Origin of the sequence: Bacillus cereus group sp. MYBK95-2 (assembly GCF_051915225.1) — a bacterium.
In the GTDB taxonomy this organism is placed as follows: domain Bacteria; phylum Bacillota; class Bacilli; order Bacillales; family Bacillaceae_G; genus Bacillus_A; species Bacillus_A cereus.
The window spans coordinates 1,259,863-1,281,226 of sequence record NZ_JBQAEH010000001.1; the positions used below are offsets into that span (position 1 = coordinate 1,259,863).

Consider the following 21,364-nt stretch of genomic DNA (forward strand, 5'->3'; position numbering starts at 1 on the left):
ATCTAAATATTAAACCAATTACCGTTATTTGTCAATTTCATCCAGCGCCCTTTTTACTTTTCTCACTTTTAACCTATACTGTTTACTAGCTTATCTTTCAACATAATGAAAAGACTTGAAACACATGATACACTATAGCTACAATTGTTTTTTTGAGGAGGAATATACATATGTATAAAATTTTAATCGTTGAAGACGATCCAAATATTTCATCATTACTGCAATCTCACATTCAGAAGTACGGTTATGAGGCTGTGGTAGCGGAGAATTTCGATGATATTATGGAATCGTTTAACGCAGTGAAACCACATCTTGTTTTACTTGATGTAAACTTACCGAAATTCGATGGTTTCTACTGGTGCCGTCAAATTCGTCATGAATCTACTTGTCCAATTATTTTCATTTCAGCGCGTGCTGGTGAGATGGAACAAATTATGGCAATTGAAAGCGGTGCGGATGATTACATTACAAAACCATTCCACTACGACGTTGTAATGGCAAAAATTAAAGGACAATTACGCCGTATTTACGGTGATTATGCACCAAATATTTCTGAACGTATCGTTGAAGTAGAAGGTTTAAAACTATTCCCTGAACGTCCAGAAATTCATTTTGGATCTGAACAAGTTCTTTTAACGAAGAAAGAGGCAATTTTAGCAGAAATGTTATTATCTAAATTCCCTCGTACAGCGAGCCGTGAAGATTTATTAGCTGCGCTTTGGGATGACGAAAGTTTCGTTGAGGAAAATACATTAAACGTAAACATTACACGTCTTCGTAAAAAGTTTAATGAGCTTGGCATTGAGAACTCTATTGAAACAGTACGTGGACTTGGATATCGCTTTAACGCAACTTGGAGTGAATAAGCATGAAGCTATTTTTACGTGATCATTTTGCATTTTTTCTACTGTACGTATTAAACTTCGGTATCATTTTCGTTCTTTATGATGCAGTAGACGGATTTCAAAATAATAAATTTTACTTCGTCGTTTTAAGCCTATACTTATTTATTTGTTTCCTCGCTTATCGTTACGTTCGCAATCGTAGAATGTACCATAGATTAAGTGAGCAACCAGAAAAAATGGAAGATGCGTTTATTGAAAGAGCAACTGCTCCGATGCCTCACGGTGTCAATGAACTCGTACGTACGCAGTACCGTTTATTCCAAAAAGAACTACAATCGTATGAAGTAAAACAACAAGAACATCAATTATTCATTAACCATTGGGTACATCAAATGAAGACACCTGTTTCTGTTATGCAGCTTATGGTGCTAGAAATGGAAGACGAGCATTTAATTCCAAAGTTTAAAAAAGAATTAGAGCGTCTAAACCAAGGACTTGATATGGCTTTATACATGGCTAGGTTAAATAACTTCCATGAAGATTTCCATGTCGAGACGATTTCATTAAAAGATACGGTAACAAAAAATATTAACGGATTAAAAGAACTATTCATTCGTAATGGTGTCTTCCCTGTTTTAGAAGTCCATTCTGATTTAAAAGTTGCTTCTGATGCGAAATGGCTAAAATTTATCATCTATCAGTTAATGACAAATGCTGTTCGTTACTCTGGGGAACGCGGAAAGAAGGTATTCTTATCTGCTTACCGAAACGGAAAAGATATTATTTTAGAAGTTCGCGATGAAGGTGTTGGTATTCCGCAAGAAGATATTCGAAGAGTATTTGAACCATTTTACACTGGGAAAAACGGTCGCGCATTCGGAGAATCTACTGGTATGGGCCTTTATATTGTAAGTAAAATTTGTGATTATTTAGGTCACTCTGTCAAACTAGATTCTGAAGTTGGTAAAGGAACGACGATTAAAATCATCTTCCACAACGCTGCAAATAATCAAGCAGAACATACGGAGAAGGTGACCGAAGCATGATCGTAACATATGCAAGCAAAATGTATGAGAACTCACTCTCATACATTTTTTGCAATACAACTACTTCTATATCTTCTAGCCGGAGGTATAATCTATGACATTTTGGCAATTTGCATTTAAAAACGTCACGCGCAACTCAAGAGCTTATTTTGCTTACTTTGTAAGTAGCTCCTTTTCCATTGCTGTGTTCTTTTCGTTTGCTGTTTACTTATTCCATCCGAAATTACAAAACTTTGACATGACCTCTGAAATTTCAGGATTAATGATATTTTCAGAAGTAGTAATTGTATTTTTCTCTTTCTTCTTTTTACTATATTCCATTGGTACTTTTTTAAAAGTTAGAAAAAAACAATTTGGTATTTTGACCATTTTAGGAATATCGAGAAAACAATTACATCGTCTTATTTTTATGGAGAATATGTTAATCGGGATTTTATCTATCTTTTTCGGCATGCAGTTTGGAGTTGTTTTTTCTCAATTTTTCTTATTAGTAACAGCCAAACTTACCCATGTTCCAGGAATATATTTATACGGGCCTACTAACGCGTTTATTTTAACAACCATTGTTTTCCTTAGTCTTTTTATCATTGTATCTGCATTCACACCAATGCTTATTCGTACAAAAAAAGCAGTACACCTTTTAAAAACAAATGGTGGAAAACAAAAAGAAAGAAAACCATCCATACTTGTTTCATTATTTGGTGCGATTTGTTTATTTGGTGGTTATGCGTTAGCTGGAAATCCTAAATATTTCGTATCAGTAAGCCCGCAAATCGGTGTTATATATATGGTTTCAAGTATTTTCGTTATCCCAACGCTTGTTACAATTGGAACATATTTCTTCTTTTCACAAATTAGTTTCTTACTTATTTATATTTTAAAGAAAAGAAGGAAGTTTTATATGAAACGGATTAATATGCTTTGGATTTCGGATTTAGCGAGCCGTATTCGAACGAATATTAATATGCTGTTTATTGTAGCGATGCTATCTACAATTGCTTTCACAATGATTACGTTTCTATATGGATTCGGGAAATTTATTAAGCTAGAGGTGAATAGAACTTCTCCTTTTCCAATTTCTTATTTTTCTTATGATGCGAACCCTTTTGTTACAGAGCATTTAAATTGGCTTGAGCAACAATTACAAAAAGAGCATTTCCCCTATCAAAAAATAAAAGCTGATATATATGAAACACCACTAAAAGAAGATAAAGATATAGCTATTTATAATGACGTATACGCAATTAAGCAAAGTGACTATAACAAACTTGCAGATTCTTTACGAATGAAACAACTATTTATGGATGATAACGAAGCATATGTGCTAACAGGGACATCTTATAACACCATATTCAACGAATTTGAGCAAAGCTACAAAAGAGATTACATTACACTCTCTAGTACAAATACGAAATTACGAGTGAAAGGCTATGAGCATGTGAATGCAATTCCATCTGGCTTTTCATATCAAACGATAGTTTTGCCTGATGTTATCGTAAATAACTTACCTAGCACCGTAAAGCATATATCAGCATACAATTACAAAATTCAAAACTGGGAACAGACATATGAAATTGCTGATAATTTTATAGAAAAAGTGCAAAAAGATCGAAATAAATCCCAGTATGAAGGACCTCTTATTCGTTCCTTTGAATCAGCAGGATCGTTATACAAAATAACATCAGGCAGTGCTGCATTTTTCCTAATTGGGACATTTTTAGGAGTTATTTTCTTCATTGGAGCTGGTAGCGTTCTTTACTTTAGAATGTATACGGATTTGACGAACGAACAAGAGAAATATATAACGATTTCTAAAATCGGTGTAACAGATACAGAGATGAAACGATCTGCAACCATTCAACTTAGTATTTTATTTTTCATTCCGTACATTATGGCATCCATTCATACAATGTTTGCAACAAAAATGCTACAAGATGTAATTGGTTTATCTCTGTTCAAAGAGGTTTCAGCCGTTCTTATTATTTTTGGATTCGTTGAAATCGTATTTTTCATATTCATTCGTTCACTTTATATGCAAAAATTATCACAATACACGAGTGGACAAAATATTTAAAACAAACTTGATGAAAAGAGTATTTCTTATGCTCTTCTCATCTTCACCCTATCAGGAGGTTCAGGTGAATGACATTTTGGCAGTTTGCATTTAAAAACGTGACGCGGAACGCCAGAGCTTATTTCGCCTATTTTGTAAGCAGTGCGTTCTCCATCGCAATCTTTTTCTCATTTGCAGTTTATTTATTTCATCCGAAATTGCATATGACAGACGTAAATTATTCTCTGAACATATTAATGACAATTTCAGAAGTTGTCATTGTGTTCTTTTCATTTTTCTTTTTACTGTATTCAATCGGGACGTTTTTAAAAGTACGAAAAAAACAGTTCGGGATTTTAACAGTACTTGGCATATCTCAAAAACAATTAAAGCGACTCATATTTATAGAAAATATGTTAATTGGTGCTCTTTCTATATTTTTTGGCATTCAACTTGGAGTTGTCTTTTCACAGTTCTTTTTATTAGTTACCGCCAAAATTACACACGTACCTGGTTTATATTTATATCCGCCTACAAGTGCTATCGTTTTAACTATCATCATCTTTCTTGGGCTCTTCATTCTCGTATCATCTTTTACACCGATGCTCATTCGTACGAGAAAAGCCGTACGTCTTTTAAAAGAAGGAACACAACAAAAAGAAAGAAAAGCATCCGTGCTCATCTCTCTATTTGGTGCGACGTGTTTAATATGTGGATATGCGTTAGCCGCAAATCCGTTGTATTTTATGTCGCTAGGTGACATCATTGGGCTTTTATATGCCGTCTCTAGTATATTTGTCATCCCATCGCTTATTGCAGCTGGAACATACTTTTTCTTTTCACAAATTAGTTTTTTACTTATTCGTATTTTAAAAACGCGAAGAACGTTTTATATGAAACGAATTAATATGCTTTGGATTTCCGATCTAGCATCACGTATTCGGACAAACATTAACATGCTCTTTATTGTAGCGATGCTATCGACGCTCGCTTTTACAATGATTACATTCTTATATGGATTCGGGAAGTTTACAAAGTTTGATGCGATTAGACAAAACCCTTTCCCGTTTACGTATTTATCGCATACTGAAAATACATTAGCTGATGAACATTTAAACTGGTTAGAGCAGAAATTTAATGAAGAGCATTTTACTTATACGAAATTTAAAACGGATATATATGAAGTATCTTCAGCTGAAGATAACACGCAGCTCTATTACGCAATTAAACAAAGTGACTATAATGTACTTGCTAAGACTTTAAATTGGGAAACGCTCACGGTAAATAAGAATGAATCTTATATTCTTATGAAAGACTTAGATGATCAAGTTATTGGAACACTTCATAATAAAGAACAGAAAAATACTCTTACACTTACTCAAAACAATTTACAACTACAAGTGAAAGAATATAAAAGTTATAGCCCATTCCCAAACAGCTTAATATACAAATTACTCATACTATCTGATGAAAATGTAGAAGCCTTATCCACCGTTTCCAAACAAATGAGTGTATATAACTTCAAAGTTACGGATTGGGAAAAAGCACATAATATCGGTTCATCGTTTATAACAAAAATCGATAACGATAATGCAGCAATTCAAGCAGAGCACCCACCTTTCCATGCAAGTGAAGCGAGCGATTCTCTATATAAGAAAAAACTAAATGTTGCCTCATTCTTCTTAATTGGTACTTTCTTAGGTGTTATTTTCTTTATCGGTGCTGGTAGTGTTCTTTACTTCCGAATGTATACAGATTTAACAAATGAGCAAGAAAAATATATAACGATTACGAAAATCGGCTTAACTGAGACTGAAATGAAACGTTCAGCGACAATTCAGCTTGCGATTCTTTTCTTCGTACCTTACATTATGGCATCAATCCATACGATGTTTGCGACAAAGATGCTACAAGAAATATTACATCTCTCGTTCTTCGCTGAAATTACAGTCGTACTGTTGATTTTTGGAACAGTTGAAATTTTATTTTTCCTTTTAATTCGTTCCTTTTATATGCAAAAATTATCACAACACATTAAGTTTTAAAAAGTAGAAAGGTGATTACTATGGAAGAAGTATTACACATAAAAAACGTCTCAAAAGTATATGAGGGAAAAGTCCCTCATACTGCTTTAAAAAATATAAATTTACACGTGGATAAAGGGGAATTCGTTGCCATTATGGGACCATCTGGTAGCGGAAAATCTACATTTTTAAACGTTATCTCTACAATCGATTCTCCGACTTCAGGTGATGTCGTGATTAACGGAAAAAAACCGCACACATTTCGTAGAGAGAAGTTAGCTATTTTCCGTCGCCAAGAGTTAGGATTTGTTTTCCAAAACTTTAACTTACTAGATACACTAACAATCGGTGAAAATATCGTACTACCTTTAACATTAGATAATGTTCCATTAAAAGAAATGGATGAAAAGCTTGATAACATTTCAAAAAAGCTTGGAATTGATCATATTTTGGACAAGCGTATTTTTGAAGTTTCCGGGGGACAAGCACAGCGTACCGCAGTAGCACGTGCTGTCATTCATCATCCTTCACTTCTACTTGCCGATGAACCGACAGGAAACTTAGATTCAAAAGCGGCAATTGACGTAATGGAGCTATTTACGAAATTAAATAAAGAAGAAGATGCAACAATTTTAATGGTTACGCACGATCCGTTTGCAGCAAGTTATTGTAACCGTGTTATTTTCATTAAAGATGGAGAGCTTTACAATGAACTACACCGCGGATTGTACCGTGAGAAATTTTATCAAGAAATATTAGATGTTTTAGCATTATTAGGAGGAAGACGTGGATGACATTTTGGCAATTCGCATTTAAAAATGTCTCACGTAATTCGAAAGCATATTTCGCCTACTTTGTAAGTAGTGCGTTTTCTATCATGGTTTTCTTTTCATTTACTGTATACGCGTATCACCCGCGGTTACAAAGTGTACAAAGTTTCCAAGAACGTGATCCTCTAATGAACTTAGCTAGTACAGCACAGCTTGTGATTGTTATGTTCTCGTTCTTCTTTCTCTTATATTCAATTGGAACATTTTTAAATGTACGGAAGCAGCAATTCGGGATACTCACCATTCTCGGTATCTCACAGAGACAATTAAAGAGACTGTTATTTACTGAAAATATGATAATCGGGATATTGTCTATCTTTATCGGCATTCAAGGTGGACTTGTATTTTCTAACTTTTTCTTATTAGTCACTTCGAAATTAACAAACGCGAAAGGTCTCTATTTATATTGGCCAATAGAAGCGATTATCGTTACAACCGTAACGTTTATCATCTTATTTTTAATCGTTTCTACATTTACACCAATGTTTATTCGTACTCGAAAAACAACGAAGCTTATTAAGGGCGTTAACAAAGAGAAGAGCGAAAAAAAACCATCTATACTGATTTCACTATTTGCTTTAACTTGTTTAGGACTATGCTATTATATTGCTGGTTATCCGCAAGGCTACATAACGGAAAAAAATGCACAAAATGGATCTGTATTCTTAATTATGCTATCTATTTTACCGCTTGTAGTAGTTGGGACGTATTTATTTTTTTCACAAACATTTCTTCTCTTTATCTATATTTTAAAGAAACGAAGAAAGTTTTATTTAAAACAAATAAATATGTTATGGATTTCAGATTTAGTTTCTCGTACACGCAGTAATATTAATGTACTCTTTATTGTTTCTATGCTATCTGCACTTGCATTTACAATTATTATCGGGTTATTTGCTGCAAACAATAATACGAAAGCACCCATACTAGAACGATATCCAATACCATTCACCTATACATCAGAAGGTGTTAATGCATTTGAACAAAAGCATATTACTACGATTGAAACTGAACTTACAAATGCTAATTTTCAATATGACAAATATAAATTTACCGTTTTAAAAGATACAGCTTCAAAAGAATCAATTGCCATTATGAAAATGAGTGATTATAACGCAATAGCACAGCAATTAAACAGACCAAAAATCACTCTCGATTCTTCACAAGTTTATAATATTTCTCGCTATTCACCAGTGTTATTAAATCTCGTGTCTAACCCATTTGCGAAGCAGAACACGATTACACTTGGCTCTAATAAAAAGGAATTTCAAATTAAAGGTTTTATTAATAGAGGAATTGAGCCTCCCTTTGCATTACCTCACTTAATTGTGATGCAAGATGAAGTAATTGAAAATATGATTCCTCATATTGAAACAATTACAGTCTATAACTACTTCGTGGAAAATTGGGAAAATGCAATTGTCCCAACAAAAAATATATTAAAAAGCTTAAATCATGATGCAGAAACCTTGTATGAAGCACATAAAAATGAAGAAGATTTCATTAAACCATTTTATATTTATACAGCTACGGATGAACTCGTTCATAGTAAAGGAAATGCAGTCGCTCAATTCTTTATTTGGGCATTTCTCGGCTTTATTTTCTTTATCGGAGCAGCTAGTGTTTTATATTTCCGTATGTATAATGACTTAACAACTGAAAGACAAAAGTATATTACGATTACAAAGCTTGGCTTAACTGAATCAGAAATGTTTCGCTCTGCAACGATTCAATTAGGAATTTTATTTTTCGTTCCTTATATCGTTGCTGGTGTTCACACATTATTTGCGGTTAAGTTTTTACAAAGCATGTTTTCTTTCTCCTTATTAAAAGAGACATGTATCGTACTCACCTTTTTCGGGATTATCGAGATCATTTTCTTCTTCTTAATCCGTTCTCTTTACATTAATAAATTATCACAGCATATAAAAATATGAATAAAATAGCCTTGTGCAATATGCACAAGGCTATTTTCAATAGTTTTTAATAATTAGCAGCAATATCCGCCGTAGCCGCCAGCATAACCGCCATAACCACCATAGCCACAACCGCCGCCTCCGCCGAAGCAGCTAGCACCGATGATAATTAATAAAATAAACAATACAATTAGAAGCGCAAAACCGCCTCCGCAACCATGTCTGCGGTTACAATCATCATGTCTGTGTTCACACTTTTCGCTCATTACCCTATTCCTCCTTTAGTATCATTCATAACAAGTTCACCTTGCTCTAAATGAGGGGATTCCATTTATATTATGTTTTCAGGGCGAATAGGAAGCTTGGCTTACCTAAAAACGGGCTTGTTTTAGGAATTGGGCTTTATTAAAAAGCGAATGAGCCTTATCCAGATGTAAGCATAAAACATTTGACATACTCTTAATTTCTTACTAATATTTAATTGAACGACCAATCAATTTTTTGATTATACATTCAAATTATATAAATTAGGAGTTGAATAGCGTGACTGATTCTTTTATTGCAGAGGCTAGGCGTGAACAAATTATTCTTGCATGTATTGATACATTAGAAGAGGTTGGATATAACAACTTAAGCTTAACGAAGGTGGCAAAAAAGGCTAAGATTAGTACCGGACTTATTTCTTATCATTTTAATGATAAGCTTTACCTTATGAATCGCACATTACAATTTTTAGTTGCCAAGCAACATGAATTTATTAGTAATCGAGTGCTATTAGCTCAATCTGAAATAAATAAACTAGAGGCTTTTATTGAAGCGCATTTGGCTTATCAAGAAACTCATTACAAAAATAATATTGCCTTAATTGAGATTGTCTTTAATGCAAGAAATGAAGAGAACGTTCCTTATTACAGAATCGAAGACGACGAAGAGGAGGATGCCCTTAGAACGATGTTATTAGATATTTTGAAGACTGGTCAACAAAATGGCGTGTTTTCCGATTCTTTCCAAACCGACACATTAGCTTCATTTATTTTAGGAGCAATCGAAGAAAGAATGCTGAAGGCAAATTCATCTATATCCATAGAAAATTACTCAGATGAGCTCATAAAAATGGTGAAGAAACTCACTGTTTAAAACATGCCTTGATTAAAAAAATATATATGAAAGGATGAACTACACATGAAAAAGGCATCTGTCATTGGATTAGGTTTTTTAGAAAAATTACTTGCTATAGCAAGTCCAATCCTTTTAGGCGTTATTGGATATTTTTCACCTAAATTAATAGAGATTATAAAAAAGATTCCTCTCTTTTCTGATTCAAAAATTATAGAACTTTTAAATTTTATTAATCCCTTCTGGCTTCCTATTATCCTCATGCTAATTGGTGTTATTGCAGGAATTTTATTTTCTTTAATTATTTATAGTGAAGCTTTAAAAATGAACATTACTTCGGAAAGCATTCACGTGAATAAGGACGATCAAAAGAAACAAATCACCAGATTAAATGTAAAAGCCGTTTTTGTAGATAAGCGTCAAGTGGTTATCATTGATCAAGAAGACCGAGAATGGTTACGTGAAACATCTGACATTACCCCAAGCAAAATTAAAGATACTTTCTTAATGCACGGCTTCCCCTGGGTGGAACAAGATCCTTATAAACATGAGTATAGCTTATGGAAATTAGAGGATGAGCGATTTAATAAAAGCATAAATACTATTTTGTATGAAAGGCGCAATGCCCTTCGAGAAGGAAACTCTAAAAAAAAGAAGCATTTACGCAAAGATTTGAATGAGCTAGGAGTCTTTGTCAAAGACGATGGAGAAGATCAGTATGTCCGTTCCATTAAGTAATAGAAAGCACAAAAAACGAATAAAACCTATAGAGAAATTACATTTCCTCTGTAGGTTTTATTCGTTTAAATCTGATCTCCTCTCCTAAAGAAACATATTCAACAAAAGAGCAAAACCAAATGCAATAAATGATAACAATGTCTCGAGTACCGTCCACGTTTTAAACGTTTCCTTCACCGTCAAACCTAAATACTCTTTTACAAGCCAGAACCCTGCATCATTTACGTGAGAAAACATTAATGAACCTGCACCGGTTGCAATAACGAGAAGCTCTAAATTCACACCAGACATGTGCTGAATAACTGGTGAAACAATCCCTGCTGCTGTCGTTAATGCTACTGTAGCTGAACCTGTTGCAATTCGAATTAATCCAGCTACCATGAAAGCTAATACGATTGGTGATAACGATATATGTTCTGCCATTTGCGCGATCGCCGTTCCAACGCCGCTTTCAATTAATATTTGTTTAAATCCACCGCCTGCACCAATTATTAAAATAATAGAACCGACAGGCAATAAACTTTCATCTGTTAATTTTTTAATCATCTTTTTATTAATACCTTGTTTGATACCAAGTAAATAAAATGCTGCGAAACATGAAATAAGTAAGGCGATTACTGGACTTCCTATAAAAACAAAAAATTCAGTCATTTTTTTCGGTAATGAAATATATGGTGCAACTACTGATAAAATCATCAATACAACTGGTAGTAAAATAATAAAGAATGAAACTTTACGACTCGGCAAATCAGTTGAGACAGTCGTAACTCGAATAAGCTCTGGTTCATTTTCAGGTATAACCCTTTTATGTACCCACTTTGCAAATATCGGTCCTGCGATAATGGCTGTTGGTAACGCGATAATTAATGAATATAAAAGTACCTTTCCTAAGTTCGCGTTATAAATACCGATTGCTGTCATCGCCCCTGGATGCGGAGGCACGAGCCCGTGAACAATAGATAATCCTGCAATGACAGGTAACGCAATTAATAATATATTTTGCTTCGTCGTTTTTCGAATGGAAATAACAAGTGGTAATAAAATGACGATCCCCACTTCAAAAAACACTGGAATCCCTATAACAAATCCTGCAAATAACATAGCCCAAGGTAGTTTCTTTACACCGAAAAATCGAATAAAGAAATCTGCCACTTGCATGCCGGCCCCTGAATCGGACATCATTTTCCCTAAAATTGTTCCGAGAGCTAAAATACCAACTAAATGCCCTAGTACACTACCAACACCAGTTTCATAGGCAGTCACTATTTTCGTTAAGTTCAGTCCAGACATGATAGCTAAAAACAAACTCGCAACTGTTAAACTAATAAATGCATGCCATTTCCACCATGATACCCCTAAAATAACAATCGCAATTGCAAGTAACGTGACGATTAATAAGTATATATCCATCTCCCATTCTCCTTACTTTATAAAAAAAGAGGGAAAATCCCCTCTTTTTTATACGTCATAATTCACTACATAATGCTGCATTTCTGTATTGTAGTAGCCTTCGCTATATTCAATTACTTCGCCAACTTCATCGTAAGAATAACGCATGCGTTTTAATAGCGCTGTCCCCTCTTTTTCACCTAGCGCTTCTGCAACGAAACTAGGCGCGAGTCCAACTGCGAATTCATCTCTGAAGTTTTCTAAATGAATACCTCGGTCTTCAACTAAATCATAAAGCGATTGCAAGTCAAAATCCGATAAATCTGAACTTGCCATTCCTGCTGAGAAATAGTGCGTATAATGAATGTACGGTGCATCATTTAACGTATATAAACGTTCAATACGAAAACTCTCCTTACCGAATAATCGAAATGGCACTGTTCCTTCTTCATTCTGCACAATTTCTGCTTTTAGCAATTTCTTCTGTACTTTATATCCTTCTTCCACTAACACTTCAGTAAATTTCTTACCCTTTGACAGTTTTGTCGCAGAAGTATTGCGGATGACTTTCGTTCCTTTACCGCTTTTCTTTTCCAAATATCCTTCTTGAGCGAGTTCTTTAATCGCATTTCGCACTGTAATTTTACTCACTTTGAACTCTTCTTCTAACTGCGGTTCGGAAGGAATATTCGTATGAATCGCATATACACCATGCAATATTCGATCACGAATAATATTTTTTATTTGCAAATATAATGGTCCTTTTTTTCTCGTTACGTTCACCGTTACACCCACTACCTTTCTACATCACCTACTGATGCCGTCATTGCCCGAAGTATATCCTTCTCTGATGACATTGGCGTATCACCGACGATTGTATGTGCTAGCATTCCAGCTGCTGACGCAAATGAAACAGCTTTCTCTGGTGCGAACTCTTTTATCTCGCCATGAATAATTCCGCTCGTATAAGCATCTCCAGCACCTATTCTATCATATACAGAAAACGTAAGTGTTTTTGCAAAAGTGAACGTTCCATCTTTACATATAAACCCGCGAAGCGAATGTGTATTATCACTGTTAATAGAGCGATGAGTACCAGCAATTGTAGCGATATGATACGTTTCGGCTACCTTTGGAATAAGATCAACAAGTTGCGCCTCTCGCTCTGTCTCTTCTGTTTTCATTCCAAGAACAAACATTGCATCTTTTTCATTCATCATAACGATATCAGCAAGTCCCAGCATTTCTTCATAATGCGGTTTTGCCTGTTCATATCCGTCTTCTCCCCAAAGTGATGGACGATAATTACAATCAAAAACGACGGTTCCTCCGTTTTCTTTAACTGCTCTCGCTAAAGACTTCATATGATGGCGCACCGTATCATTCATCGCAAGTGTAATACCGCAAAAATGAACGATATCAATTTCCTTAGCAATTTCTTCAAATTGGTATATCTCTTCAGACGCCGTATTGAAGCTACTTTCTAGTCGATTCGAATACGTAACGCGGCTTGCACGTGCACCGAATCCATTTTCTAAAAAATACATACCTACATATTTACCACCTCTTGAAACAAGAGAAGTTTGAATTCCTAACTTTTGAATGTAAGATACAGCTGCATCTCCAACCGAATTTTCCGGTAAAGTTGAAATAAGAAGCCCTTCATGCCCTAAGTGAGAAAGTGCCGCTACAACGTTCACACCTGTACCTGAAAATGAGTAATTTAACGTGTTAGCTTGCGACAACAATTCATATCCAGGTACTTGCAGGCGCATCATTACTTCGCCGAACGCTGCAATTTTCTTACGCATATTGATCAACTAGCTTCTTCACGACTGCTAATAATTCACGCACATCTTCTACTTTCGTGTTACCAGTTTCTTTATCAATAATAGAAGAGTACACGTGCGGGATAACTTGCTCTACATTTGCCTCAAGCGCAATACGTACAATTGTTTCGAAGTTTTCTTTATCAATTCCGCCTGTTGGCTCTAATGCGAATCCTTCTTCCGCACAAGCTTTCGCAACTGCGCGATATTCTTCTTCATGGGCTAGCCCTTTCATCGGGAAGTACTTCAATGAATTTCCGCCCATATCACGTACAAGTGCAATCGCTGTTTTAATTGGAACGATTGCTTTTTCTTCTCCAGCCGCACTAATTGGGCCAGTAGAAATATTTACGTAACCTACTTTTCCTGTTGGCGATACTAAACTATTAATCCAGCTATCTTTTTCGCCAAGATTTGCACGTGTCGCTCCAACTGAAGGAAACACTTGGTTAATATGGCTACCAGGATAATGCTTCGCAATTTCAGCCACAACTGCCGCTTGGCGATTATCTCCTGCGCCTAGTCCGATTGATACAGCGTCATCAATTTCTTTTCCATATGCTTTCATAGCTATAACAGCTTCTTCTACTGTTGGATAGTCTTTTGATAACACTCCCACTACTACATAACCTTCTGCTGCTTCAAAAATATCTTTCGCATTTTCTATATTGTTTGCCAATACATTTAATGCTACGCGGCCTTTATAAAAACGTTTTTGAATGTTTGTCATTTTAGTTTCCCCCTACAATTTCTCTCATTTTTTCTTCAATTACATGTATGTCATCACCTTGAAGTGGACGTGGATCGATATCAAAGAACCCTTGTCTTACTCCGTAATCACGTGTGTAAATTGCAATTTCCCCGTCGCGTAATGCAGCCACAACGTCTTTTGCCGATTTATTTAACTCTTTTTCGTTAATATGAATACGTGCTCTAAAGATTGCTCTTCCAGCTTCATCTTGAACGATCGTTACATTTACACCATTTAATTCTTTTAGCGGCATAAGTACTTGTAGCAATTCTTTTTCTTGCTCGCTCTTATCTTCTTTTACTCCGTACTCATCAAGTGCTTGAAGTAAACCAAAAGTTGTTTCTTTCCCAACTTTCATGCTTCTTCCGATACAATGTAATTGCACTTTCAGCCATTCAATATACTTTCTTTTACCGCCCACAATACCAGAAGTAGGTCCTTCAATTGCCTTTGAACCGCTATAAATAGCAAGATCTGAATACTTCACATATTTTTGAATGTCTTCTTCAGCTGCTGCATCCACGATAAGCGGTACTTTATTTCGCTGCGCAACTTCCCATGCTTCTTCAACAGAAATCATATTTTTTTGCACTGCATGATGTGATTTCACATACAGAATCGCTGCTGTATTTTCACCAATTGCATCTTCAATATGCTCTGCTTTCCCTTCATTTGCATAGCCAACTTCTACAAGTTTACCGCCGCCTAAGTAAATCATCGTTTCAACAGGAGCACCGTATTGAACGTTATGACCTTTTAACATAATCACTTCGTTTTTCGCGATTACTTCTTGATGAAGTCTTTCACTTTTACGGCGATTTCCTTCTGTAACGATACCAGCGATAGAAAGCGCAATTCCGCTCGATGCTGAATTCACAACGACCGCTGCCTCTGAATCTAGAATTCTCGCAATATGGTCTCCTGCTTTATCTACTAAATCAGCAATTTCCACATAATTTTGTCCACCATGTTTCATCGCATCCATTACGGTATCTGTAGGAGCAGATACACCTAAAATACTCATTCTACCGCTCGCATTAATTACTCTTTTTAATCCGTACTTAGCATTCAATGAATGACCCATTAATTACAACCCCTTTCGTATCAATCCTTCTTTCAGCAATGCGCTGATCCCCTTCTGAATCAATTAACGTAACCTTCTCATCTTTAACCGTAAATAAAGTTAAGTTTGCAATATCTCCTTCTTGAATACGGCCAAGCTCTGGTTTCTTAAGCCACTCTGCCGCATTTTTCGTAACCGCATCAATCACTTCTTCTAGCGGATAACCTAAATAAAGGAATTTCGAAAGAACGTGAGCCATACTATACACTGGACCGTGTATACGGTTCTTTCGGTAAATATCTGTACTAATTGTATGAAAGGCAATACCGTGACGCTTCGCTGCTTCTGCTACTTTAAAAGAAAAACTAGCATTACCGTGACCAACATCTAAATGTACGCCGCGATTCACTGCATCTAGTAACACAGGTAGCGGTTTGCCTTCTTCATCAAATAAATTATTTTCTTTCCCGTTTAAGTAATGTGTAATAACATCATCTTTTTCTAAAAGAGGTACAACTTCCTCAATGCGAGGAGGCGCTGAACCGATATGTACCATAATCGGTAATGATGTTTCACGGGATAAAGAGCGCGCTACATGCAGCGGTTCAATTCCACTATCACAAACGACGCTTTTACTCATTCTCGCCTTTAACCCAACGATTACATCTTTATACTTTTCTACTGCTTCTATCACTTTCTCTTTATCTATCCATTCCATATTGGATAATTCATCAATTCGTTTCAAACCGATGCGAGAAATATTTAAAAAGGCAAATAAATTTGTCTTTGCCTGTTCTCTACTTTTTACTAAATCTGCAATGCGATCAGCTCCGCAGCTACCCGCATCAACAATTGTCGTTACCCCTTGCTTAACGCCAATTTCATCCACTTCATCGCCATACGGATCAAACTCTGGAAAAGCATGAACGTGTAAATCAATCCAGCCACTCGATACGTAAGTACCAGAGCAATCAAGAACCTTTCCACCCTCACCAGCACCAGCTTTCGTCACCTGTGCGATTTTATTATTTTCAATTACAATGTCAATCTCTTCCCCGTTCACACGTTTCACATTACGTAGTACGAATCGTTCTGTCATTGTACTTCCACCCTTTTCTATAAGAAGCCATAAGAATACGCTTACATTAAAGTTTCATTTTTATATCTCTTTCGCACATTTAGCGTAACACAAAAAAAGGGAGAAGTAAATATAACGTTATAATGTTTAAGCGCCGATAATGGAGGCCATTAGCATTTCGTAAATTTTATATGTTAAGACATTTCTCCGTCATAAATAAAAAACCAAAAAGCACTTAAATTGATAGGCTTTTTGGTGATAGATAAATTTATAAAATGAAACTTTAATCAGTGTGGATTAGCCTTCACCAACTTTTGAGGTGGAAGCCTTACTGCCCGCCAATAGCGGGCTAGAACTAAACAATTGAATTATTAATTAACCAATCAGTAAATAATTTATTTCCTTCACACTCATCTAGATCTTTTGTACGAACATGGAGAATTTCATATCCATATTTATCATAGAATGGATACTTAGAAAATTGATGAATTGATAAATCATCATAGTAAGAAATATCAAAATATACTACCCATAAATTTTCATTACATACTTTATAAGCTACAGCCTCATATGTAAAAACCTCTTCTATATCCCTGTAATAAAATAAATGCATATGAATCGAATCTTCAAAGTTATATTTTTTCATAGATATAAGCTCCTTAGACATTATCTAAAATATTTATGTGCACCGACATTAGGAGGACTATGATAATGTAAAATAGGACCTTTTCCATCAATATAATGATAATCTATGGCAAAAACTCGGTTACCAGTAGCTTTAGAACGTACTTGTATTATCATTCCACCCTTAGCTGCTTCTAAAATATATTGCTTCGGAGAATTGAGTGCCTTTTGTACATATGGACGCGCAACCGCCCAGGCTTTATCCGCAGCAGTTCTACCTACTTTTGAAACTAATACTCTTAATGCACCAAGAACAATAGCCGGCAATATTTCCTGCTTAACAACCAATTCGCCAGTAAAAGGATTTTTTTCAACAACAGATTCAACCCTTAGTTTACTTACTTCCTCCTCTAGTTGTAAAAAAACAGGGTCATTTACTAAAAAATCATACTCTTTTTCAAAATTTTCAAAATCGAAGTCAGAAGTGTCAACCTTTGATAAATCAATGCCTAGATTAATTTCAGGGATATACTCCGTTACAATACCATCATCTTCCGTTTCAATACTTGCATCAGCAATTGATGGTAAAGTAAAGCTCAGCAATAATGCAGCAGAAATCATCCCCTTGATAAATTTCTTTTTCATCTACCATTCTCCCTCCTAAATATATAACAGCAGAAAACAATAAAAATACACTTTTATTATCTCGCAATTTAAATAGTAAAACATTCAGAAAAATTAAACTAGTCTATTAATAACCATCAATATTTGTTACTATTAATTTGCATAAAACAATTATTTAATGACATTTAAAATAAATCTCATAACTAATTCATTCGGTGCAAATCTAGAGCAATTTATATAATTAATAATTCCTTTTCGTTCCTATTTCAAGCAAACGCCTTTATCAACTGCTTAAAAAGAATGTTCTTAAATCTCATCGATATAAGAAGGTGACCATTTTTATAATCCGATATTGTGTATAAAACAACGATAAAGCATAGACAAGTACCTAATAAAAAAATCGCACTTTAATAAACTTTTTTAGCACTCCTACTTTTACTTGCTAGTTTAAAAACAACTATATTTCGTATCCATTGATTTATTTCGCTAGCTTGATAGGCATATGACCGGGGCCAATCATGAAAAAAAGCTATCTACTTCAGATAGCTTTTTCTCTATTCCTGAACCGTCACAATAACCCCATCCATATTGTTCCCGGAAATTTCATACTGCTTGTTTGCTGGAACGTTCACTTTCATATTCTCAGAAACTTTATAATAAGAAACAGTATATTTCTTACCTTCGACTTCAGTTGAAATCTCTTTTTCCTCTTTTAAAAACTCTAAATATTCCTCTAGTGTGAAATTCTTTTTTTGCATAATTGCGCTATGAGGTAAGCCTACATAACGTATATGCCATGGCTCATATTGAATGCCTGTAATGTTACTTTTATTTTTCGGATAACGTAATACAAAGCCATGCTTCCATACGTTCTCTTCAATCCATTTTCCTTCAGGCGCTTTCTCCATTTTCTTTTGAGTAGACCCAATGTCCAGTGATAATCCTAAGTTATGTTCACTGTATCCTGCTGGAAGTGCATAATCAGATCCCATTTTTTCATATAGCTGTTTTTGCTCTTGGAAATCTCTATAGCCACTACTAATTAAAAAATGGTTAACACTTTCTTTTCCAGCCGCATCGACAACGTTCAAAAACTTTTTCACAACATCCTTTGATAAACGAAGATTTCTATCAAATATTACATAGCCTCTCACTAATTCACTATTATGATTTACATTTATAATATCAGACCTAATACTATCTTTTTTTACTGGGTAATCCCTGTTAACTAATAATAAATCGCCCTTATAAATTTGTTCCTTCGTAATCTCTTTCCCATCGGTGTTTGCCGCCTTTACTAGCTCATCTTTCCCGACAATTTTAACGTCGATTTCCTTTTGAAATAACGGTGATATATAAACGCCTACACATACTGTGCATACTATAAAAAAAGAAATAAATACCCACTTTTTCATTTCTAGTTCCTCCTTAACGTAACTTACGTATAGAATAGAAAAAACTATTAAAATAAAAAGTGGGGTAAAGTTTAAATTTTTATTAAATTGTTACATTCTCGTCTTTTGGCAATCGTACTTCAAATATCGTTCTAACTACATTGCTCTCAGCAGAAATCGTACCGTTATGTTGCTCGACAATATTTTTCGCAATAAATAGTCCAAGGCCTGTCCCGCCACGGTTCTCAGTTCTTGCTTTATCACCTGTATAGAACATATCAAAAAGATACGGTAAATCTTCTTCCGGGATGCTATCTCCGTAATTCATAATTTGTACGACAACTTCTCCATTATCAACATACCCATTCATATCAACAAATTGTCCATCATAGCCGTAACGAACGGCATTTGTTAACAAGTTTTCAAATACTCTAGCTAACAATTTTCCATCACCGTGCATCGGTAAATGAGGAGCCACATTCAATCTAGCTTCTAAATGATGTTTTTCTAATAACGGATACAATTCCTCCTCTAACTGTATAAGCAACTCACTTATATCAATCGGCTTTTTATCCAGCTTTAGCATGCCATAATTCATACGTGTAATTTCAAATAGCTCATCAATTAAACTTTCCAGTCTTTGCGATTTTGTATATGCAATTGTGGAGAAATGTTTAATTTGTTCTTTTGTTAAATTTTCATCTTTAAGAATTAAATCTAAATATCCTAACACGGATGTTAATGGTGTTCTTAAATCATGAGCTAAATTCACAACAAGCTGATCTTTACTACTTTCAGCAAAGTCTCCTCTTTCAACAGCTTCTTTTAACTTTTCACTTGCAACATTTATTTCACGCGCGATATTTCCAAACTCATCATTTGATGAAACTTGAACTTTATTCGTAAAGTTACCGTTCGCAAGATGATGAATCCCATTAGAAATTTCATCAAAGTATTTTAAATACGGTTTTGTCAAAAAGAAGAAAAAGATAATAGATAACGGAATAAAGAAAATTAAAAAGAAATTAATGTCTCCAAATTCCCTTACCATTGACCTAAATTGTGCTAAAGGCTCTTCGTAGCGAACCATCGTTTTATAATACAGCTGCAATCCTTTATAAATTATATAAGTTACAGTTGCTGCAAGTACCATACTTAACGCAAATAAGGCAATCATTTTAAATCGAAAACTTTTCATCATATTAGCCATTAAAAGTATAACCTACTCCCCACACTGTTTTTATTAATTTATCCTTTCTTTTATCTTCTCCAAGTTTCTTCCGCAACGTACGAATATGTACCATTACTGTATTTCCACCTTCATAATAATCGTCTGCCCATACGTGCTGAAAAATATTTTCTACATTGTACACTTTCTTCGGATGACTCGCTAATAAATATAAAATATCAAACTCTTTCGGCGTTAATTCAATTTGCTCACCATATACATCAACCGTCCTACGCTCGGGATTAATTACGACTCCGCCTAGTTCTAAAGCAGATTTACTCTCCGCTACTTTCGGTTGATTTAACGTAAAAAACCTACGCAGTTGTGCATTTACACGTGCAACTAATTCAATCGGTGTGAAAGGCTTCGTCATATAATCATCCGCGCCTAGTACAAGACCTGTCACCTTATCAAAGTCCGAAGTTTTCGCGCTTAAAAAAATAATCGGCATATGATGTTTCGTGCGAATTTGACGCGTCACCTCATACCCATCCATTTTCGGCATCATAATATCTAAAATTACCAAGTCGATTGGCTGCGTTTCAATAATATGAATTGCCTCTTCTCCATCAGCTGCTTTCACGACGTGGTACCCTTCTTTTTCTAAATGTATCTCAATTAAATCAGCAATTTCTGCCTCATCATCCGCTATTAAAATTGAAATGCGCTTCATTTTACTCCCCCTTTTTCATTCCATTTTTATACGCTCGATTGTAAACTAGTCTATCCAATTTGTACAATACAAAAAGGCTACTCGTTAGAGTAACCTTGGTAAATAAAATTATATCAGCGATTTTCCAATTATATCGACCGTAA

Annotated in this window: 20 protein-coding genes; 8 read left to right on the forward strand and 12 right to left on the reverse strand. The window is 35.0% G+C overall.

Annotated elements, in window-relative coordinates; genetic code table 11:
• Window positions 1-170 precede the first annotated feature (170 nt).
• From ACTFN4_RS06585 to ACTFN4_RS06610, 6 genes are all read left to right on the forward strand, one after another.
• Window positions 171-866, forward strand: coding sequence for a response regulator transcription factor (locus ACTFN4_RS06585; RefSeq protein WP_000276738.1), 696 nt, complete (start codon window positions 171-173; stop codon window positions 864-866).
• Window positions 867-868: 2 nt separating this feature from the next.
• Complete coding sequence (locus tag ACTFN4_RS06590; RefSeq protein ID WP_000765341.1) at window positions 869-1,891, forward strand: sensor histidine kinase; 1,023 nt, start codon at window positions 869-871, stop codon at window positions 1,889-1,891.
• Between the two features lie 94 nt (window positions 1,892-1,985).
• Window positions 1,986-3,965 carry an ABC transporter permease gene (locus tag ACTFN4_RS06595; protein WP_000145051.1) on the forward strand — a complete coding sequence of 660 codons (1,980 nt, stop codon included), beginning with the start codon at window positions 1,986-1,988 and terminating at the stop codon, window positions 3,963-3,965.
• A gap of 68 nt (window positions 3,966-4,033) precedes the next feature.
• Window positions 4,034-5,989 carry an FtsX-like permease family protein gene (locus ACTFN4_RS06600; protein WP_439962155.1) on the forward strand — a complete coding sequence of 652 codons (1,956 nt, stop codon included), beginning with the start codon at window positions 4,034-4,036 and terminating at the stop codon, window positions 5,987-5,989.
• A 20-nt stretch (window positions 5,990-6,009) separates the two neighbouring features.
• The gene (locus tag ACTFN4_RS06605; protein WP_000393250.1) at window positions 6,010-6,762 is read left to right on the forward strand and encodes an ABC transporter ATP-binding protein; all 753 of its coding nucleotides are present in this window, start codon (window positions 6,010-6,012) and stop codon (window positions 6,760-6,762) included.
• On the forward strand, window positions 6,759-8,735 hold the full coding sequence (locus ACTFN4_RS06610; RefSeq protein WP_439962156.1) for an FtsX-like permease family protein: 1,977 nt from the start codon (window positions 6,759-6,761) through the stop codon (window positions 8,733-8,735). The genes ACTFN4_RS06605 and ACTFN4_RS06610 overlap by 4 nt, the downstream gene beginning before the upstream one ends.
• Window positions 8,736-8,788: 53 nt before the next feature.
• Here the strand turns inward: ACTFN4_RS06610 and ACTFN4_RS06615 are convergent, their stop codons facing one another.
• The gene (locus ACTFN4_RS06615; RefSeq protein WP_001290392.1) at window positions 8,789-8,980 is read right to left on the reverse strand and encodes a YjcZ family sporulation protein; all 192 of its coding nucleotides are present in this window, start codon (window positions 8,978-8,980) and stop codon (window positions 8,789-8,791) included.
• Window positions 8,981-9,257: 277 nt separating this feature from the next.
• On the opposite strand from ACTFN4_RS06615, the gene ACTFN4_RS06620 reads away from it, so the two are divergent.
• Window positions 9,258-9,851 carry a TetR/AcrR family transcriptional regulator gene (locus ACTFN4_RS06620; RefSeq protein ID WP_000132248.1) on the forward strand — a complete coding sequence of 198 codons (594 nt, stop codon included), beginning with the start codon at window positions 9,258-9,260 and terminating at the stop codon, window positions 9,849-9,851.
• Between the two features lie 45 nt (window positions 9,852-9,896).
• Complete coding sequence (locus tag ACTFN4_RS06625; RefSeq protein WP_439962157.1) at window positions 9,897-10,568, forward strand: YqeB family protein; 672 nt, start codon at window positions 9,897-9,899, stop codon at window positions 10,566-10,568.
• Window positions 10,569-10,652: 84 nt separating this feature from the next.
• Here ACTFN4_RS06625 and gntP read toward each other — a convergent pair whose 3' ends face one another.
• From gntP to ACTFN4_RS06680, 11 genes are all read right to left on the reverse strand, one after another.
• Window positions 10,653-11,978, reverse strand: a complete 1,326-nt coding sequence (gene gntP / locus ACTFN4_RS06630) for a gluconate permease GntP (protein ID WP_025686764.1) — start codon at window positions 11,976-11,978, stop codon at window positions 10,653-10,655.
• 48 nt (window positions 11,979-12,026) lie between these two features.
• On the reverse strand, window positions 12,027-12,752 hold the full coding sequence (locus ACTFN4_RS06635; protein WP_000539278.1) for a GntR family transcriptional regulator: 726 nt from the start codon (window positions 12,750-12,752) through the stop codon (window positions 12,027-12,029).
• A complete protein-coding gene (locus ACTFN4_RS06640) occupies window positions 12,752-13,768 on the reverse strand; it encodes a sugar kinase (RefSeq protein ID WP_439962158.1) in 1,017 nt (338 codons plus the stop codon). The genes ACTFN4_RS06635 and ACTFN4_RS06640 overlap by 1 nt, the downstream gene beginning before the upstream one ends.
• Window positions 13,761-14,516 carry a 2-dehydro-3-deoxy-phosphogluconate aldolase gene (gene dagF, locus ACTFN4_RS06645; RefSeq protein WP_439962159.1) on the reverse strand — a complete coding sequence of 252 codons (756 nt, stop codon included), beginning with the start codon at window positions 14,514-14,516 and terminating at the stop codon, window positions 13,761-13,763. The genes ACTFN4_RS06640 and dagF overlap by 8 nt, the downstream gene beginning before the upstream one ends.
• 1 nt (window position 14,517) lies before the next feature.
• Window positions 14,518-15,621 carry a DgaE family pyridoxal phosphate-dependent ammonia lyase gene (locus ACTFN4_RS06650; RefSeq protein WP_000510099.1) on the reverse strand — a complete coding sequence of 368 codons (1,104 nt, stop codon included), beginning with the start codon at window positions 15,619-15,621 and terminating at the stop codon, window positions 14,518-14,520.
• A complete protein-coding gene (locus ACTFN4_RS06655) occupies window positions 15,599-16,699 on the reverse strand; it encodes an amidohydrolase/deacetylase family metallohydrolase (protein ID WP_000139930.1) in 1,101 nt (366 codons plus the stop codon). The genes ACTFN4_RS06650 and ACTFN4_RS06655 overlap by 23 nt, the downstream gene beginning before the upstream one ends.
• 334 nt (window positions 16,700-17,033) lie before the next feature.
• Window positions 17,034-17,324 carry a DUF3986 family protein gene (locus ACTFN4_RS06660; RefSeq protein WP_000760464.1) on the reverse strand — a complete coding sequence of 97 codons (291 nt, stop codon included), beginning with the start codon at window positions 17,322-17,324 and terminating at the stop codon, window positions 17,034-17,036.
• Between the two features lie 20 nt (window positions 17,325-17,344).
• Entirely contained in the window at window positions 17,345-17,947 is a 603-nt protein-coding gene (locus tag ACTFN4_RS06665) for a hypothetical protein (RefSeq protein ID WP_000726217.1), read from the reverse strand.
• Window positions 17,948-18,480: 533 nt separating this feature from the next.
• Window positions 18,481-19,341: a D-Ala-D-Ala carboxypeptidase VanY gene (locus ACTFN4_RS06670; protein WP_000759406.1), complete on the reverse strand. Its 861-nt coding sequence runs from the start codon at window positions 19,339-19,341 to the stop codon at window positions 18,481-18,483.
• A gap of 82 nt (window positions 19,342-19,423) precedes the next feature.
• Window positions 19,424-20,530 (reverse strand): sensor histidine kinase, encoded by a 1,107-nt coding sequence (locus tag ACTFN4_RS06675; protein ID WP_000002598.1) that lies wholly within the window; start codon window positions 20,528-20,530, stop codon window positions 19,424-19,426.
• Window positions 20,523-21,221: a response regulator transcription factor gene (locus ACTFN4_RS06680; RefSeq protein WP_000822489.1), complete on the reverse strand. Its 699-nt coding sequence runs from the start codon at window positions 21,219-21,221 to the stop codon at window positions 20,523-20,525. The genes ACTFN4_RS06675 and ACTFN4_RS06680 overlap by 8 nt, the downstream gene beginning before the upstream one ends.
• Between the last annotated feature and the right edge of the window lie 143 nt (window positions 21,222-21,364).